The sequence below is a fragment of the Pseudomonas sp. P9_2 genome, from assembly GCF_034008255.1.
Classification (GTDB): Bacteria; Pseudomonadota; Gammaproteobacteria; order Pseudomonadales; family Pseudomonadaceae; genus Aquipseudomonas; species Aquipseudomonas synxantha_A.
Window position 1 is genome coordinate 3,905,989 of the sequence record NZ_CP125376.1, and the last position, 17,251, is coordinate 3,923,239.

Annotated in this window: 12 protein-coding genes; 7 read left to right on the forward strand and 5 right to left on the reverse strand. The window is 59.8% G+C overall.

Annotation, left to right across the window (positions count from 1 at the left end; translation table 11 throughout):
* Position 1: 1 nt before the first annotated feature.
* Genes QMK52_RS17550 through QMK52_RS17560 form a run of 3 tightly spaced genes read right to left on the reverse strand, consistent with a single transcriptional unit; the run spans position 2 to position 3,560 of the window.
* On the reverse strand, positions 2–1,264 hold the full coding sequence (locus QMK52_RS17550; protein ID WP_194438649.1) for a dihydrolipoamide acetyltransferase family protein: 1,263 nt from the start codon (positions 1,262–1,264) through the stop codon (positions 2–4).
* Positions 1,265–2,323 (reverse strand): alpha-ketoacid dehydrogenase subunit beta, encoded by a 1,059-nt coding sequence (locus tag QMK52_RS17555; protein ID WP_005789444.1) that lies wholly within the window; start codon positions 2,321–2,323, stop codon positions 1,265–1,267. It abuts the gene before it with no gap.
* 1 nt (position 2,324) lies between these two features.
* Complete coding sequence (locus QMK52_RS17560) at positions 2,325–3,560, reverse strand: 3-methyl-2-oxobutanoate dehydrogenase (2-methylpropanoyl-transferring) subunit alpha (RefSeq protein WP_005789442.1); 1,236 nt, start codon at positions 3,558–3,560, stop codon at positions 2,325–2,327.
* Between the two features lie 195 nt (positions 3,561–3,755).
* Between QMK52_RS17560 and bkdR the strand changes: the two genes are divergently transcribed.
* Complete coding sequence (bkdR, locus tag QMK52_RS17565; RefSeq protein WP_005789440.1) at positions 3,756–4,244, forward strand: Bkd operon transcriptional regulator BkdR; 489 nt, start codon at positions 3,756–3,758, stop codon at positions 4,242–4,244.
* Positions 4,245–4,364: 120 nt separating this feature from the next.
* Here the strand turns inward: bkdR and QMK52_RS17570 are convergent, their stop codons facing one another.
* On the reverse strand, positions 4,365–5,228 hold the full coding sequence (locus QMK52_RS17570) for an MBL fold metallo-hydrolase (protein WP_005789343.1): 864 nt from the start codon (positions 5,226–5,228) through the stop codon (positions 4,365–4,367).
* Between the two features lie 94 nt (positions 5,229–5,322).
* Here QMK52_RS17570 and QMK52_RS17575 point away from each other — a divergent pair, with 94 nt between their 5' ends.
* The 6 genes from QMK52_RS17575 (at position 5,323) to QMK52_RS17600 (ending at position 15,508) form a co-directional block, all read left to right on the forward strand.
* Positions 5,323–5,658: an ArsR/SmtB family transcription factor gene (locus QMK52_RS17575; RefSeq protein ID WP_005789341.1), complete on the forward strand. Its 336-nt coding sequence runs from the start codon at positions 5,323–5,325 to the stop codon at positions 5,656–5,658.
* Positions 5,659–5,709: 51 nt separating this feature from the next.
* On the forward strand, positions 5,710–6,954 hold the full coding sequence (locus QMK52_RS17580) for an FAD/NAD(P)-binding oxidoreductase (protein ID WP_005789340.1): 1,245 nt from the start codon (positions 5,710–5,712) through the stop codon (positions 6,952–6,954).
* Complete coding sequence (locus QMK52_RS17585; RefSeq protein ID WP_005789338.1) at positions 6,955–7,761, forward strand: sulfite exporter TauE/SafE family protein; 807 nt, start codon at positions 6,955–6,957, stop codon at positions 7,759–7,761.
* A gap of 309 nt (positions 7,762–8,070) precedes the next feature.
* Positions 8,071–12,561 carry an SET domain-containing protein-lysine N-methyltransferase gene (locus QMK52_RS17590; protein WP_320403151.1) on the forward strand — a complete coding sequence of 1,497 codons (4,491 nt, stop codon included), beginning with the start codon at positions 8,071–8,073 and terminating at the stop codon, positions 12,559–12,561.
* A 161-nt stretch (positions 12,562–12,722) separates the two neighbouring features.
* Positions 12,723–14,366 (forward strand): MFS transporter, encoded by a 1,644-nt coding sequence (locus QMK52_RS17595; RefSeq protein WP_005789335.1) that lies wholly within the window; start codon positions 12,723–12,725, stop codon positions 14,364–14,366.
* Positions 14,363–15,508, forward strand: a complete 1,146-nt coding sequence (locus QMK52_RS17600) for an HlyD family secretion protein (protein ID WP_005789334.1) — start codon at positions 14,363–14,365, stop codon at positions 15,506–15,508. The genes QMK52_RS17595 and QMK52_RS17600 overlap by 4 nt, the downstream gene beginning before the upstream one ends.
* Before the next feature lie 393 nt (positions 15,509–15,901).
* Here QMK52_RS17600 and QMK52_RS17605 read toward each other — a convergent pair whose 3' ends face one another.
* The gene (locus QMK52_RS17605; protein WP_216091764.1) at positions 15,902–17,026 is read right to left on the reverse strand and encodes an IS481 family transposase; all 1,125 of its coding nucleotides are present in this window, start codon (positions 17,024–17,026) and stop codon (positions 15,902–15,904) included.
* Between the last annotated feature and the right edge of the window lie 225 nt (positions 17,027–17,251).

Here is a 17,251-nt window from a genome sequence, read left to right on the forward strand (position 1 = left end):
CTTACTCCAGGAACAGGCTGGCGGGTTGTTCGAGCAGGCCGCGAATGGCCTGGATGAATTGCGCCGCGTCCATGCCGTCGACCACGCGGTGATCGAAGGAGCTGGAGAGGTTCATCATCTTGCGCACCACGATCTGGCCCTTGATCACCATGGGCCGTTCGACGATGCGGTTGACGCCGACGATGGCCACTTCCGGCAGGTTCAGCACCGGCGTGCTGACGATGCCGCCCAGGGCGCCCAGGCTGGTCAGGGTGATGGTCGAGCCGGACAGCTCTTCACGGCTGGCCTTGCCTGTGCGTGCGGCGTTGGCCAGGCGCACGATTTCTTCGGCAGTGCCCCACAGGCTGCGGGCTTCGGCGTGACGCACCACCGGCACCATCAGGCCCACGTCGCTTTGCGTGGCGACGCCCACATGTACCGCGCCGAGGCGGGTAATGATCTGGGCTTCGTCGTCGTAGCGAGCGTTGATCTGCGGGAAGTCGCGCAGCGCCACCACCATGGCCCGTACGATAAACGGCAGCAGGGTCAGCTTGCCGCGTGTCGCACCGTGCTTTTCGTTGAGATGCACGCGCAACTCGTCGAGGGCGGTGACGTCGATTTCTTCCACGTAGCTGAAATGCGCGGCGCGCCGGGTGGCGTCCTGCATACGCTGGGCGATCTTGCGGCGCATACCGATCACCGGGATCTGGTGTTCATCATTGCGCTCGGCGTAAGGGTTGGCGGCGCTGGCGCTGGTGGCCGGCCCCTGGTGCAGGTACGCCTCCAGGTCTTCGTGCAGAATCCGGCCCGCAGGCCCTGTGCCATGGACCAGACGCAGTTGAATCCCGGCATCCAGCGCATGTTTGCGCACGGCCGGGGAGGCCAACGGGCGCTCGCTGGCTTCGCGGGCCACGGGTGCTTGCGGCGCCTTCACGGTAGGCGCGGGTTTGCTTTCTACCGGTGCGGGTGCCGGTTTGGCTTCGGCCACGGGCGCCGCCTTCACCGGTTCGGCAGCCACCGGCACCTCCTTGGTGTTGCCTGCGCCTTCGACTTCAATGCTGATCAAAATACTTCCCACCGCCATGACTTCACCCGGCTCGCCGCCCAGGGAAATCACCTTGCCGTGGACCGGCGAGGGAATATCCACCATCGCCTTGTCGGTCATCACATCCGCCAGCACCTGGTCTTCAACCACCAGGTCGCCGACCTTCACATGCCACACCGACAACTCAACTTCCGCGATGCCTTCGCCAATGTCCGGCATCTTGATAACGTGCGTGCCCATTCAGACCTCCATGACCCGTTTCAACGCCGCGCCCACTCGGGACGGCCCTGGGAAATACGCCCACTCCTGCGCGTGCGGGTAGGGCGTGTCCCAACCGGTGACACGCTCGATCGGCGCTTCCAGGTGGTGGAAGCAGTGCTCTTGCACCAGCGATACCAGTTCGGCGCCAAAGCCGCAGGTGCGCGTGGCTTCATGCACCACCACGCAACGGCCGGTCTTTTTCACCGACTTGACGATGGTTTCCAAATCCAGCGGCCACAGGCTGCGCAGATCGATGACTTCGGCGTCGATGCCGGTTTCTTCGGCGGCAACTTGCGACACATACACGGTGGTGCCATAGGTCAGCACCGTCACAGCCGAACCTGGGCGTACGATGGCGGCCACGTCCAGGGGCACAGTGTAGTAACCGTCCGGTACCTGCGCTTGCGGGTGTTTTGACCACGGCGTTACCGGGCGATCGTGGTGGCCGTCGAACGGGCCGTTATACAGGCGCTTGGGTTCCAGGAAGATCACCGGGTCATCGTTCTCGATGGAGGCGATCAGCAGGCCCTTGGCGTCGTAGGGGTTGGATGGCATCACCGTGCGCAGGCCGCAGACCTGGGTGAACACCGCTTCGATACTCTGGCTGTGGGTCTGGCCACCATAGATGCCGCCACCGCAGGGCATGCGCATGGTCAAGGGCGCGGTGAACTGGCCGGCCGAACGATAGCGCAGGCGCGCCGCTTCGGAAATGATCTGGTCGGTGGCGGGGTAGACGTAGTCGGCGAACTGGATTTCCGCCACCGGGCGCAGGCCATACGCGCCCATGCCCACGGCTACGCCGACGATGCCGCTTTCCGAGATCGGTGCGTCAAACACCCGCGAGCTGCCGTATTTGGTCTGCAAACCTTCGGTGCAACGGAATACGCCGCCGAAGTAGCCGACGTCCTGGCCGAACACCACCACGTTGTCGTCACGTTCAAGCATCACATCCATGGCCGAGCGCAGCGCCTGGATCATGGTCATGGTGGTGGTGGTCATGGCGGTTTCCAGTTCGATGCTGTTGTTGTGGTCGTTCATGTCACACCCCCAACTCTTGACGCTGGCGCTTCAAGTGCTCCGGCATCTCTTTATAGACGTCCTCGAACATGGTCGCGGCGCTTGGAATCTGGCCGCCGGCGAGGGTGCCGTACTGTTCGGCTTCCTTCTGCGCCTTGACCACTTCGGCTTCAAGTTCGGCACTGACCGCCGCATGTTCCTCTTCGGACCACTGGCCAATCTTGATCAGGTGCTGCTTGAGACGGGCAATCGGGTCGCCCAATGGGAAGTGGCTCCAGTCGTCGGCTGGACGGTATTTGGACGGATCATCGGAGGTGGAGTGCGGACCGGCGCGGTAGGTGACCCACTCGATCAACGTTGGCCCCAGGTTGCGCCGTGCGCGTTCGGCAGCCCAGGCCGAGGCGGCATACACCGCGATAAAGTCATTGCCGTCCACGCGCAGCGAGGCGATGCCGCAACCGACGCCGCGTCCGGCGAAAGTGGTGGCTTCACCGCCGGCGATGGCCTGGAAGGTGGAGATGGCCCATTGATTATTGACCACGTTGAGAATTACCGGCGCGCGGTAGACGTGGGCGAAGGTGAGGGCGGTGTGGAAGTCTGATTCAGCGGTGGCGCCGTCGCCGATCCAGGCCGAGGCGATCTTGGTATCGCCCTTGATCGCCGAAGCCATGCCCCAACCCACGCCCTGCACGAATTGGGTGGCGAGGTTGCCGGAAATGGTGAAGAAGCCCGCCTCTTTGACCGAGTACATGATCGGCAACTGGCGACCCTTGAGCGGGTCGCGCTCGTTGGACAGCAGTTGGCAGATCAGGTCCACCAGCGGCACGTCGCGGGCCATCAGAATGCTTTGCTGGCGATAGGTGGGGAAGCACATGTCGTCGATGTTCAACGCCAGGGCCTGGGCGCTGCCGATGGCTTCTTCGCCAAGGCTTTGCATGTAGAACGACATTTTTTTCTGGCGCTGGGCAACCACCATGCGGTTGTCGAAGATGCGCGTCTTGAGCATGGCGCGCATGCCTTTGCGCATGATCTCGGTCGAAACACCCTCGGCCCACGGCCCAAGCGCCTGGCCCTGGTCGTCGAGCACGCGGATCAGGCCCTTGGCCAGGTCGGCGGTGTCGGCGGGTTCTACGTCGATGGCGGGTTTGCGTACCAGGCCGGCGTCGGTCAGACGCAGGTAGGTGAAGTCGGTCTTGCAGCCTGGACGGCCCGAAGGTTCGGGAACGTGCAGGCGCAGCGGTGCATACGGCTGGGTCATGGCTTTCTACGCTCTATCTTGTGAATTTCTTGTAGTGGGCGCGCTAGCTGACAGTCAGTCTTCGGGTAGAAGAAATCTTGTCCTACAACAATCATAGGCGTGGCGTAGAAGAATATTTATCTGTGTTTCATTGCGCTCACCGTCATTTGCGGATAAAAAAACTGCATAAACATAATAAACAGGTGATTTTGTCTCATGCGCAAACTGGACCGTACCGATATTGGCATTCTCAACGCCCTGCAGGAGAACGCCCGCATCACCAACGCCGACCTGGCCCGCTCGGTCAACCTGTCGCCCACGCCGTGTTTCAACCGGGTCAAGGCGATGGAAGAACTGGGCCTGATTCGTGAGCAGGTCACGCTGCTGGATGCCGACCTGTTGGGGCTGCACGTCAACGTGTTCATCCATGTAAGCCTGGAAAAGCAGAATGAGTTGGCGTTGCAGCAGTTCGAAGGGGCGATCTCGGACCGGCCCGAGGTGATGGAGTGCTACCTGATGGCGGGTGATCCGGATTATTTGATCCGGGTGCTGGTGCCGACGATCCAGTCGCTGGAGCGTTTCATGATGGACTTTTTGACCAAGGTGCCGGGGGTGGCCAACATTCGCTCCAGCTTTGCCTTGAAGCAAGTGCGCTACAAGACGGCGTTGCCGTTGCCAGCCAATGGCATCAGCCTGGGCAACTGACTCAACGCGGTAAAAATGTGGAAGGGGGCTTGCCCCCGATGGCGGTGTGACAGTCAACTTATGTGTAGCTGATCCACTGCTATCGGGAGCAAGCCCCCTCCCACATTTTTTTACTGTATTTCAAAGTTGGTTGAGGGGGATCTTCAGGTAGGTCACGCCGTTTTCTTCCGCCGGCGGCATATGCCCCGCCCGCACATTCACCTGGATCGCCGGCAGCAACAAGGTCGGCATTCCCAACCCGGCATCACGCTGGGTGCGCATCTCTACAAACGCCGCTTCATCCACCCCATCATGCACATGGATATTCCCCGCCCTTTGTTCCGCCACAGTGGTCTGGCACTTGGCCTCACGGCCCTCGGGCGGGTAGTCATGGCACACATACAGCTTGGTATCCGAGGGGAACGCCAACAGCTTGCGCATCGATGCGTACAACTGCCGCGCATCGCCGCCGGGGAAATCGCAGCGGGCGGTGCCGACGTCGGGCATGAACAGCGTGTCGCCCACCAGGATCAAGCGGCCGTCGATCAAGTAGGCCATGTCGGCAGGGGTGTGTCCCGGCACATGCAGGGCTTGGGCTTTCAAACCGCCGATATGAAAAATTTCATCCGGCGCAAACAGGTGATCGAACTGCGAACCGTCGACGCGAAATTCCGGCTCCAGGTTGAACAGGTTTTTGAACACGCCCTGCACCTTGCTGATCGATTCGCCTATCGCGATCTTGCCGCCCAAGGTGCGACGCAGGTAGGGCGCGGCGGAAAGATGATCAGCATGAGCGTGGGTTTCCAGCAACCACTGCACCTGCAAGCCATGCTCGCGCACGAACGCAATCACCTTGTCAGCCTGGGCGGTATCGGTACGCCCCGACGCCGGGTCGTAGTTGAGTACCGAGTCGACAATGGCGCAGGGGCCGCCATCCGCTTCATAGACGATGTAGGTATAGGTCGACGATGCGTCATCCAGAAAGGCTTGAATCAACGCTGGCATGGCGGCTGTCCCCAATGAAGAAAAAAGTGGTTACAATCAGTTTACGTTTACACATAATGTTTTGAGCTTAAGTGACATAAAGGACCCGAAGCAAATGGAATCTACCTTGAGTGAGGGCGAAGTCGCCCAGTTGCGTGCGTCGGCGTCCAAGGCTTGTTCCTTGCTCAAGGCCCTGGCTAATGAAGACCGACTGTTGATCCTGTGCCAGTTGACCCAGGGCGAGCGCAACGTCGGCGAGCTGGAAGCCCTGACTGGCGTGCGCCAGCCCACGCTGTCACAACAGTTGGGCATCCTGCGCGATGAAGGGCTGGTCGCCACCCGGCGAGAAGGCAAATACATTTTCTACGGGCTGGCCAGTCATGAAGTGATTCAAGTGATGAAGACCCTGTCCGGGCTGTATTGCGGCGCGGTCATAAAAAGCTGGGCGTGACGCCATCCGGCAGCGACCCTTGTGTGCATTGACTCAAAAAGGCAGTAGACAATGACCGAACAACACTGGGGACCGACCATCAGTGGCGATATCGTAGTCATCGGCGGCGGCTCGGCAGGCATCGGCCTGCTGGCCAGCCTGCTCAAGCGCGAGCCGCACCTGAACATCACCCTGATCGAACCTAACGACTACCACTGCTACCAGCCGGCCTGGACCCTGGTCGGCGGTGGTGCCTACGACCTGCAAAAGACCCGCCGCCCCCTGGCCGATGTGCTGCCCAATGGCGTCAGTTGGGTACAGGCCGCCGTCAGCGAAGTGCTGCCCGACGAGCAAACCCTGGTGCTCGACAGCGGTCAGCGCGTCACCTGGCAAAACCTCATCGTCTGCCCCGGCCTGCGTCTGGCCTGGGAGAAAATCGAGGGCTTGCCAGACACCCTCGGCCAGCACGGCGTCACCTCCAACTACAGCTACGAGCACGCCGCGTACACCTGGCAACTGGTGCAGCAGCTCAAGGGCGGCAAGGCGCTGTTCACCCAGCCGGCCATGCCGATCAAATGCGCCGGAGCGCCGCAAAAAGCCATGTACCTGTCCTGTGATCACTGGCTCAAGCAGGGCGCCCTGAAAAACATCGAGGTGGAGTTCAACCTGGCCGGCGCTGCGCTGTTCGGCGTGGCGACCTTTGTGCCGCCGTTGATGAAATACGTCGAAAAATACAACGCGCGCCTGGCGTTCAATTCCAACCTGGTAAAAGTCGACGGCCCGGCGCGTAAAGCCTGGTTCGAAGTCAAGGACGCCGAAGGCAACGTGAGCGTCGAAGAGAAAACCTTCGATATGTTGCACGTCGTGCCGCCGCAGCTGGCCCCGGACTTTATCCGCGAAAGCGAGCTTGCCGACGCCGCCGGCTGGTGCGAAGTGAACCCCCACAGCCTGCAACACCTGCGCTACCCGCACGTCTTCGGCCTGGGTGATGTGTGCGGCACCACCAACGCCAAGACGGCGGCGGCGGTGCGCAAGCAAATCGTGGTGGTGGCCGAAAACCTGCTGGCCCTGCGCAAACAGGCGCCGCTGCCGCTCAAGTACGACGGCTATGGCTCCTGCCCGCTGACGGTGGAGAAGGGCAAGGTGGTACTGGCCGAGTTCGGCTACGGCGGCAAGCTGCTGCCGACCTTTCCCCTGGATCCGACTCGGGCGCGCCGTTCGATGTGGTTCCTCAAGGCCACGCTGCTGCCGTGGTTCTACTGGAACGGCATGCTCAAGGGCCGCGAGTGGCTGACCCGTCTGAGCAAGGTGGACTGAATGCTGCTGGCCAGTCTGTTGGGTGTATTGATGGGCCTGGTCATGGGCCTGACCGGCGCGGGCGGCGGCATCCTTGGGGTGCCGGCGTTGGTGCTGGGGCTGGGGTTGACGATGACCCAGGCCGCGCCGGTGTCGTTGCTCGCAGTGGGCGCGGCAGCGGCGGTGGGGGCCATCGATGGCTTGCGCCATGGCCTGGTGCGTTACCGCGCGGCGTTGTTGATCGCCTTGCTCGGCGCGCTGTTTTCGCCGTTGGGCGTGTTCGTCGCCCACCAACTGTCGGAGCCGGTGCTGATGGGGTTGTTCAGCGCCCTGATGGTGCTGGTGGCCTGGCGCATGCTGCAACGGGAAAAGCGCGAGGCGGGGCCGAGTGACCATGGCGCCGCCTCATGGGGCCAGAAGAACTGCATGCTGGATCAACAAACCGGGCGCTTCTCCTGGACCGCCAAGTGCAGCGCCACCCTGGCTGCGCTGGGAGCTGTGACGGGTGCGGTATCGGGCTTGCTGGGCGTGGGCGGCGGCTTCCTGATAGTGCCGGCGTTCAAACAACTGACCGACGTGCAGATGCGCGGGATCGTCGCCACATCGTTGATGGTGGTCAGCCTGCTATCGCTGATCGGCGTGGCCGGTGCGTTTCATGCGGGCGTGAGCATCGAGCCGGTGGGCTGGGTGTTTATCGGCGCGAGTGTCGTCGGCATGTTGGCGGGAAGGCGGTTGTGTTCGGTCATCCCCGCGCGGGTGTTGCAAGTGGGGTTCGCCAGCCTGTGTGGGGTGGTGGCGATTGGCATGTTTGTCAGCGCGTTGCTCTGACGCGGTAGCGGTGCACGGTCACGAAGTCTTGCAGTTGGTCGGGAACCTCCTCATTGGGTGCTGACACTCAGTGAACGGCCGCAAGCGCCGGACTCCTCGACTACGCATAGGCGTTTTATGACAAGCATTACCGCTGCAAGTACGCATTTTTCGCTTCCCCTGCCGACAGATGAACATCCGTCATCACCTGTGACCGACGGCGTCGACACCTCAATGACGCCCCCTCGTCTCAGCCAGGATAGGCCGTTACCCAGCAGCCCATCTCCCTTGCTGGGTAATCTGGGAGGCGCATTGTCCTGGCCGGTTCCCTTGAGCGCAGACGAACAGCGGCGCTTGCGTCTTGTCACGATGAATCACCAACACGCCCTTGGCGACCAACCGCTGGTGATGCAAACCCAGGGCGGGGTGCTGGAGTTTCTGCGGTATCGGCAGCCGCTGCCGGCAGAGGCGGGCGACGACCCGGCTAAAATACTCCAGGCACTGGTCAACTCCCCGCAAGGGCAGCGGATGGGCAAAGCGCTACAGCAAACCATGCAAGGCGTTGACAGCGAAAGCAGCGCAAGCGATTACCTGCTGGCCGCTATCGCCCTGCAGATGGACCCTGAGTCGATCACTGCGCCCGATCGCAACAGCGTTGCCGGTTTCGACCTGGGCAGTGACACACGTGGGGGGCACCACGCCTCCAAGGTCGTGGCCGGCTTGGCCGAACATTTGAGCAGTACTGGCACAACCAGCGCTGCACTGGCGAGTGTTGGTGCGTACCTGTTGCTGGCCAAGGCGGTACCGCAGTTTCTGATCAAAGACATTCCCCCGACGGTAAAGGTCGGCAGTCAGGCGTGGGCCAGCCTGACGATGGCTGCGATGACGATTGAGGCGCACACCCCGGGCAAAGTCCCCGGCATGACGTTTGCGCAGGTCATGAGCGAGGCTGAAAACGCCCGACGGGTTGACCCTGTGGCCACTCAGCATGCCCAGACTGCCGCGTTATTCGATTGGGGCGTTGCGAATGAAATCATCCCCAAAAGAAACGCTGACACCTACACCGCTGCACAACTTGAAACCGTCAGGACCGAGTTCAACCAACAGCTTGATGAGCGGATGTCTGCTTCAAAAATACTGGACAAGGCAATATCGACGCGAACAGAAATCGCACAGATCAAGTTGCAGGAGCGGTTTGGAGACTTGGGCGCGCTGTTTGAAGTCAAAGCACTCAGCACTGATGCGTCTGGCGTGAAGCACGGGCAAAACGGGATAAGCGGCACTCATTCACTCTTGGACTACGCCAAGATGGACTTGCCGAATCCGAGACCACTTAAATCGAGTGACCCCCGCATTCCCATAGAGGCGGTGAACAGTAACCTCACGTTCGGTGTCAGGGAGGCTTTCGAACAGCAGTTCACACGCGCCATCCAGGAAAAAAAGGCTGCCGTCAATACAACCGTCAGGCACATGATCTCGCAGCTCCCATCTGCGGATAGGAAGAACTTCGAGTTTGGAAAAATCAGCTTTTTCCAAGAAGGCTCATACGTCATGGATGGTCATTTCAATAATACGCAGGGTCAAAATAAACCTGGACTGTTGGTCAAAACTGAACTGCATGGCACGACAAAAGCCTACGTCATCGACTTCAATAAAGGTTCGATTGAAAGGGCGAGCGTGTACGCAGCGCAGGTTCAGGAGTCCAAGGCAGGCAAAAATGTTTCTACGACCAAAGCGTTCACGCCCCGTCATAACGCAGATGATCTGGGTCGTGAACGCCCATTGAGTGACTCACTTGTGAATAGTTTCACCAGCGCTCGATCCCGTTCGATTGCCGACGCCTTTGTCCAACACCTTGATCTCGATAACCCTGCAATAAAAGAACAGGCACGCGGGCAGACTCCCATAGACGAGTATTACAGCCCCAAACCGTTGAACGATTTTTTGTTGAACCTGATCCCCTTCAGATCGGCCATCGTCAATATTCAGAATGGCAAATATGGCGAGGCAGCATTTGATCTCATGCTGGACATCTTCGGCTTTGTTACTGCAGGGGCCACCACGGCTGGAAAACTGCTCAAGATCGGCAGCGCTGTTCTCTCCAGCGGTGCCAAGGCGCTAAAGGCTGCCAAAGTCATCGGCGTCGCCACGATTGACCTGCTCAATCCGGTGGGTGGTTTGGGTGATTTGGCCAGGTTGGTGGGCAGCGGTGGCTTGTATGTACTGTCCAAAACCGTCAATAAACTCAGAGGTGCCACCGGCAGTTACGACGTATTGAAGGCGATCAGCAAGCAGTATGACGCAGCGGCGACAGGCGTGGTGAAGGTGGCCGAACAGGCGGTGGAGGGCGCCGCCGTGCTCAAGAACGGCCATTGGTATGCTTTTGATGCCGACGCGATGCGACCTTATGGCAGCCCGCTCGAGGAGTTCGCGGTCGCAACCCAGGCTGTCGCCGGTAAGGTGGGCGCGCCGCACCTCGAAGAAGTGAGCGAACTGAGCCATGAATGGTTTGGTCACTTCAACGTGCCTGAGTCGCGTATTGCTGGCCTTTTACGTAATGGCCAGGGCGTGTATGTGGCCGCCGATGGGCACATGTCTCATATACGTCATATCGACAGCCACGGTAAGGCGGCGGTGTACGAAGTCCGCCAGGTGTCGCGCACGGAGGACGGCGTTGTGCAGGCCCGGGTTTATCACAACAACCGGCAGACCGAGTTGTTGGTCCAGCATATACAGGGTGACCAATGGCACCGCCTGGGGGCAACCGGTGGTGCAAAGCAGATCACCGCTGAACATTTGCAGGCGTGGGAAGCATTGCCGCGCCAGGAGCAAATAAGGCTTACCCCCAAGGGCTTTGCCCGCCAGCACCAACTGCCCTGGAAAACGTTTGAGTACTGTGTGAAAGCTGACGGTCGACTGAGCGAGACCGGCTTGATCGTGCGCAACCGCCCCGCCAACACGCCGTTCAACAAGGTGACCGAAGCGCATATCCAGAGTTGGCGAAGCTTGACTCGGCAGGAGCGTGGCGCCATGACCCTAGACGGGTTTGCCGTTCATCATCACCTGAATTCGCATACGCTCAAAAATTATGTGCGGGTCGATGGCAGCCTGGGGCCAGAGGGTGAAGAGCTATTGGGCAGGGCTGCCGGTACTGCCTATGAGGTGATTACCGATGAGCATCTACACCAGTGGCGCACGCTCTTGGCACAACCGAACAACGTAGTGACGTCAGCGCAGTTCATGAGCCAACACAGGCTCAGCCCAGGCAGTTGGAGTCGTTTCGTTAAAAAGGATGGTTCCTTGAAAGAGGCGGCCTTGCGACGTCTCAATCAGGCAGAGCAAAACACCGCGCTTGCCCCCACCTTCCAGACTTCGGCACGCAAACAGATCATCACGGGTGAACATCTACACGAGTGGGAGGCGTTGTCGTCCGCGCAACCGCGAAGCATTACCCGTGAGGACTTTGCCCAGCAGAGGAACCTCTCGCCGAAAACCTTTGCCTACTATGTGCAGCCTGACGGCCAGTTGAGCGATACCGGCAAGATTGTGCGCGACCGTGCGGCCAATACACCCTTCAATATGCTGACCGAAACGCATATCCGCGATTGGCAAAGCAAGACACAGCAGGCGCGTGACGCAATGACCATGAACGGGTTTGCCGGCCATCATCACCTTAATACGAGTACGTTCAAAAATTGTGTGCGGCAAGATGGTGGCCTGGGGCCGGCCGGTGAAGCGTTGCTGAACAGGGCGGCCGGTCGCACCTATACCGCGCTTACTGATGACCATCTACGCCAGTGGCGGGCGCTCTTCGCTCAATCGAACACGTCAGTCACGCCGTCGCAGTTCTTGAGCCAACATGGGCTCAACCCAAACACTTGGCATCAGTACGTTAACGCCGATGGCTCTTTGAAAGCGGCGACCGTGCAACGCCTCAATCGGGCAGAGCAAGATATCCCGCAGCTTCCCGTGCCCGAGCAACCTGATGCGAGTGCAACACGAAAACGGCCTGCGCAAGACCCTCTGGATCCGCCGCCGTCGAAGTCTTCAGACCTGAACAATCCCACCAACACGCCACAGGGGGAACAGATCCCTGGATCATCTGCGGACGTCGTCGTTGTCAAGGTTGAGACCGACGCTTCTTCTCTATTGCCGCCTCATCAGTTCGACAATACCTTGCCGATTTTGCAGGACCCGACGAACCCCAGGCTCAGCTTGACCCAATCACTTGAAGGTCCTATCGATAACATCCGTATCGCCCATTGGAATGGTGTTCTGGATGGGCTTGATAGCGTAACGAAGACGCGTGTTTCAGCCCAGATCAAGGCGTCGATCAAAGACTGGCTGCGGACCGAATGCGAGCATCAGTCCCGGTTTGATGAAGTGCTGGAAGTGGTCACGCCGCTGGACGATGGTGGGCCGGCTCGCGGCGCTTCGGTGTGGGCGCGGCGCGACATTCCCCAGTTTGAAGTGCTTGGCCCGTATGCCGGCAAATACCATGCAGACGAGGCGTCGCTGTTCCAAGAGCAACGTAAGCAAGGTTCACGGGCTGTGCTGACTTACCTGTTCGGTACACGTTCGGGCGTACGCACGGTGAGTGGGCTGCACACGGGTAACACCCTGAGCCTGATCAATACCTCGCAACTGCGCAATGGGCCGGTGTGGAAGTCGAACAATGTCGTTTCCGTAGCTGTCGGGAAAAACCTGACGTTCTATGTGGCACTCAAAGACATCAAGAAAGGTGATGAATTGCTGCTCGACTATGGGCCGTTCTATAACCCTGTGCCTGAGATAGCGATCAAGCCGGACCCCGATCGTTGAGGTGAGCCGCTCGGCGCAGGCAGTGGGCCAGCCGATGCCGCCTCTCGGCCGTTTGAAGATCAATTGTGCGTTCGCCATGGAAAGATGAGCGCTGCTCAGGTTTACTACTACCTGAGTAAGCGCTTCACCGACCTTGCACGTCGGCTCACCAAGGTCACCGAATGGATAAATACACCCCCCACACCTGGCAGCCCCACGAGCGGCCGAGCCTGCCCGGCTCGCCGTCGACGCCGCTGCACCCCACCCACAAGCGCTGGCTGTTTGCGCTGGTAGGCGTGCTGGTAGCTATCACCGGTGGCCTGGGCAATGCCCTGGTTATCGCCAACCTGCAATACCTGCAAGGCGCATTGGGTGCGACCACCGCGGAAATGGCCTGGCTGCCCGCCGCGTATGTCATGACCAACGTGTGCATGAACCTGCTGCTGGTGAAGTTTCGTCAGCAGTTCGGCCTGCGTGCGTTTACCGAAGTGTTCCTGGTGTTGTATGCGCTGGTGACTTTCGGCCACTTGTTTGTCAACGACCTCAACTCGGCCATTGCGGTGAGGGCGGCTCACGGCATGGTCGGCGCGGCGCTGAGCTCGTTGGGTTTGTACTACATGATCCAGGCGTTCCCGGCCAAGTGGCGCTTGAAAGCCTTGGTGCTGGGGCTGGGCACCGCGCAATTGGCGCTGCCCCTGGCGCGGCTGTTTTCCGAAGACTTGCTGCAGATCGCCGAATGGCGCGGGTTGTACCTGTTTGAACTGGGCCTGGCGCTGATCTGCCTGGGCTGCGTGTTCCTGCTCAAGCTGCCGCCCGGTGACCGCTTCAAGACCTTTGAAAAACTCGACTTCCTCACCTTCGCCATCCTTGCCACTGGCGTTGCTTTACTGTGCGCGGTGCTGTCCCTGGGGCGTATTGACTGGTGGCTGGAAGCGCCGTGGATCGGTGTGGCCTCGGCCTGCTCGCTGGTACTGATCATGGCGGGGCTGGCCATCGAGCATAACCGCAGCAACCCGATGCTGATGACGCGCTGGCTGGGCAGCGGCGTGATGATTCGCCTGGCCTTGGCGGTAGTGCTGATTCGCATGGTGCTGTCCGAGCAATCCACCGGTGCGGTGGGGTTCATGCAAATGCTGAACATGAGCTACCAGCAAATGCATACCTTATATGTGGTGATGCTGGCCGGGGCGATTGCCGGGCTGGTAGTCAGCGCGTTGACGATCAACCCGGCGCACCTGTTGATGCCATTGGTGATTTCCCTGGCACTGATGGCGACAGGTTCGGTGATGGACAGTTTTTCCAGCAACCTGACGCGCCCGCAAAACCTCTATATCAGCCAGTTCCTGCTAGGCTTTGGCGGCACGTTCTTCCTCGGGCCGACCATGGTGCTGGGCACGAAAAACGTGCTGACCAACCCGCGCAACCTGGTGAGCTTCTCGGTGATGTTCGGGATTTGCCAGAACCTCGGCGGCCTGATCGGCGCGGCGTTGCTGGGCACCTTCCAGACCGTGCGCGAGAAGTATCACTCAAGCATGATCGTCGAGCACCTGACCTTGATCGACCCCCGTGTGGCGGCGCGAGTGCAGAGCGGCGGGTCGGCCTACGGTGGCATCGTCGCCGACCCGGAACTGCGCAACCTGATGGGCATCCGCAGCCTGGCCACGGCGGCCACCCGTGAAGCGAATGTAATGGCTTACAACGATGTGTTCATGCTGATCGCGATTATCGCGATCCTGACCATGCTGTGGATCTTCACCCGCAGCCTATGGTTGATGAGCACCACCAAGGCAATCCCTCCTGTTCAACCCAGCGGCGCGACTTCATGACCGAACCTTCAACCACCACCACAACCGCCATCGCTGCCACACCTGAAGGCAGCACGCCACCGGGCGCCGTGCCCACGCAATTGCGGCCTTTGCGCGTGCGCATCATCTCGTCCCTGGGTTTTGCCGCCATCGCCATCATCGGTGTGCTGATCGTGCTGTACGCCTGGCAATTGCCGCCGTTCAGCAGTGCGGTGGAAACCACCGAAAACGCTCTGGTGCGCGGGCAGGTGACGATTATCGGCCCGCAACTTGGCGGCTATGTGTTCGAAGTACCGGTGCAGGATTTCCAGTATGTAAAAGCGGGGGACCTGCTGGTACGCCTGGATGACCGCATCTACAAACAGCGCCTGGACCAGGCCCTGGCGCAACTGGCCGTGCAGAAAGCGTCGCTGGCCAATGTGGTGCAACAACGCAACAGCGCCGAAGCGACCATCAAGCTGCGCCAGGCCGCGTTGGTCGACAGCCAGGCCCAGGCGCGCAAAAGTACCGCCGACTTGCGTCGCAACGAAGAATTGATCAGCGATGGCTCGGTGTCCAAGCGCGAGCTGGACGTGACCCGCGCCGCCAATGCCCAGACCATTGCCGCCGTAGCCCAGGCCCAGGCCAGCCTGGAAATTGCCCGGCAAGACCTGCAAACAGTGATCGTCAATCGCGGCTCCCTGGAAGCGGCAGTCGCCAGTGCCGAGGCGGCGGTGGAACTGGCGCGGATCGATTTGTCCAACACCCGCATCACCGCGCCGCGCGATGGTCAGTTGGGGCAGATCGGCGTGCGCCTGGGGGCGTACGTCAACTCCGGCGCGCAATTAATGGCCCTGGTGCCCAAGCAGTTGTGGGTGATCGCCAATATGAAAGAAACCCAGATGGACAATGTGCAGGTGGGCCAGCCGGTGACCTTCACCGTGGACGCGCTGAACCACCGCAAATTCCATGGCACGGTGCAGCACATCTCGCCGGCAACCGGGTCCGAGTTCAGCCTGTTGCAGGCGGACAACGCCACCGGCAACTTCGTCAAGATTGCCCAGCGCGTGCCGGTGAGGATTACCGTGGACCCGGATCAAGCCGAGAGCGAGCGGTTGCGACCTGGGTTGTCGGTGGTGGTGAGTATCGACACGGCAGGGCGCCTGAAAAACAGCCCACCCTGACACTGACACTGACACAGTGCAGAGCAAAATGTGGGAGGGGGCTTGCTCCCGATTAGCACAGGTATCTACACAACTTTGCATTCGCCAACAGTAACCACGATGCGCAGCGAGCCGCTCTTGATCTTGATCTGCTTTTGATCTCAGGCGCCCCGTTAAACCACGCTGGCCGGAATTCGACAGGGATTTGGGGGGTAAACCGGCAGGGATGCCGGTTTAGCCGCCCCGCGCCATGGATGGCGCGTGGCGGCGGCCCCCCAAATCCCTGTCGGATTACGGGCACACCGAGCCTGAGCGAGGTGCCGAGTGGTGGGGCAAGAGCGTTTTGGTTACTTTTGCGCTTTTTGTATAGACCGGACACATGGTGGACACATGTGCGGGGACATGGTTGACACATTATGGGCCATAGTCAGGTTTGCTCAGGTCGATCGTTCTTAGAAAGTGATGGCAGAAGTAAACATCAAAGAGACCGTCTTTTTCAGGGTTAGGTCGTATTCCGATGTGATGACCATTCAGGCCCTTGGCGATGCTGAAATAGCGTTTCTGAAAACGAAATCGGCTGTGATACGCCTTGATCGACACATCATCCGGCCCGTACTCGAAGGGTGATAACTGCTGCGGGTAAGCCCAAGGGCTGGACCGATACCGGTCCATGGGCACCTTGTAGTCCAGTGCTTGATGAGGACGCTGCAGGTTATAAACCTCACGCCACTGATCAAATGCGGTTTGAGCCTCCTTGATCGTGGAAAATTGCCGTCCATTAAGCACCTCCGCCTTGAGTGATCGATGAAAGCGCTCGATCTTTCCGTTGGTTTGAGGGTGATAGGGGCGACTGAAACTGATCCGGATTCCCAAGCTAATCAACCAGATACTTAACTCTGTGATTTCACCGGGGTTGCGCGGCGATCCCCATGGAGGACCGTTATCAACATTGATACGAGCGGGCAATCCGAAGCGTTGGAATACCTCAATCATCTTCTCCTTCACTGTGCCCCCGCGTTCGTTATCACACGCCTGAATAGCTAAATTGAATCGCGAGTGATCATCCAACAAGGTCAGGGGATGGCATCGACCTTCTTGAGTTGCGAAATGCCCTTTGAAGTCCATCTGCCAAAGGTCGTTAGGCGCATCGTGTTCAAATCTCAGCTTTGCTTCCTGTTCCTTCTGAACGGGCTGAATCAGGTCGTGTCGGTGCAGCACGTTAGTTACTGTGCTGGGAGCAATTTGCTTTTTCAAGATGCTGCTGATTGTGCGTCCGCCCCAGGCCGGATGTTCCTGCCTGAGCGCTACGACCTCCGCCTCCAGGGCCGCATTGGTCAGTTTGGGACTGGTAGCTGGTTTTCGGGACTTTTCTTGCAGCCCCGACTGCCCTTGCATCTCGTATCGTTTGAGCCATTTATAGGCCGTTTGCGGGCTGATGCCGAAGCGTCGACACAGTTCTCTTTTATTACTGCCGGGCTGCCGTGCTAAGGCAACGAACTCTTCTTTCAGGCTCATGGTATCTCTCGTGTTCCAAGGCATGATGGCTTTCCGGCGAAGTTGGCTCGCCGAAAAGTGTCCACCATGTCCCCGCACACCCGTCAACCATGTGTCCGGTCCGTACACGCTTTTCAAAAGTGACCCGCTGTAAAAGCGGAACCAATATCAGCCGTTACCGCTGGAATGGATATGTACTCGGTCTGATCCAGCACCCCTGGTCGGCCCTGAGGCCGCCATCGGGAGCAAGCCCCCTCCCACATTTGACCG

Bases quoted from the DNA above. Each gene is read 5' to 3' on its own strand.
- QMK52_RS17595 (WP_005789335.1), top strand. From the start codon at position 12,723: ATGGATAAATACACCCCCCACACCTGGCAGCCCCACGAGCGGCCGAGC.
- bkdR (WP_005789440.1), top strand. From the start codon at position 3,756: ATGCGCAAACTGGACCGTACCGATATTGGCATTCTCAACGCCCTGCAG.
- QMK52_RS17550 (WP_194438649.1), bottom strand. From the start codon at position 1,264: ATGGGCACGCACGTTATCAAGATGCCGGACATTGGCGAAGGCATCGCG.
- QMK52_RS17575 (WP_005789341.1), top strand. From the start codon at position 5,323: ATGGAATCTACCTTGAGTGAGGGCGAAGTCGCCCAGTTGCGTGCGTCG.
- QMK52_RS17560 (WP_005789442.1), bottom strand. From the start codon at position 3,560: ATGACCCAGCCGTATGCACCGCTGCGCCTGCACGTTCCCGAACCTTCG.
- QMK52_RS17585 (WP_005789338.1), top strand. From the start codon at position 6,955: ATGCTGCTGGCCAGTCTGTTGGGTGTATTGATGGGCCTGGTCATGGGC.
- QMK52_RS17580 (WP_005789340.1), top strand. From the start codon at position 5,710: ATGACCGAACAACACTGGGGACCGACCATCAGTGGCGATATCGTAGTC.
- QMK52_RS17555 (WP_005789444.1), bottom strand. From the start codon at position 2,323: ATGAACGACCACAACAACAGCATCGAACTGGAAACCGCCATGACCACC.
- QMK52_RS17605 (WP_216091764.1), bottom strand. From the start codon at position 17,026: ATGCCTTGGAACACGAGAGATACCATGAGCCTGAAAGAAGAGTTCGTT.
- QMK52_RS17600 (WP_005789334.1), top strand. From the start codon at position 14,363: ATGACCGAACCTTCAACCACCACCACAACCGCCATCGCTGCCACACCT.
- QMK52_RS17570 (WP_005789343.1), bottom strand. From the start codon at position 5,228: ATGCCAGCGTTGATTCAAGCCTTTCTGGATGACGCATCGTCGACCTAT.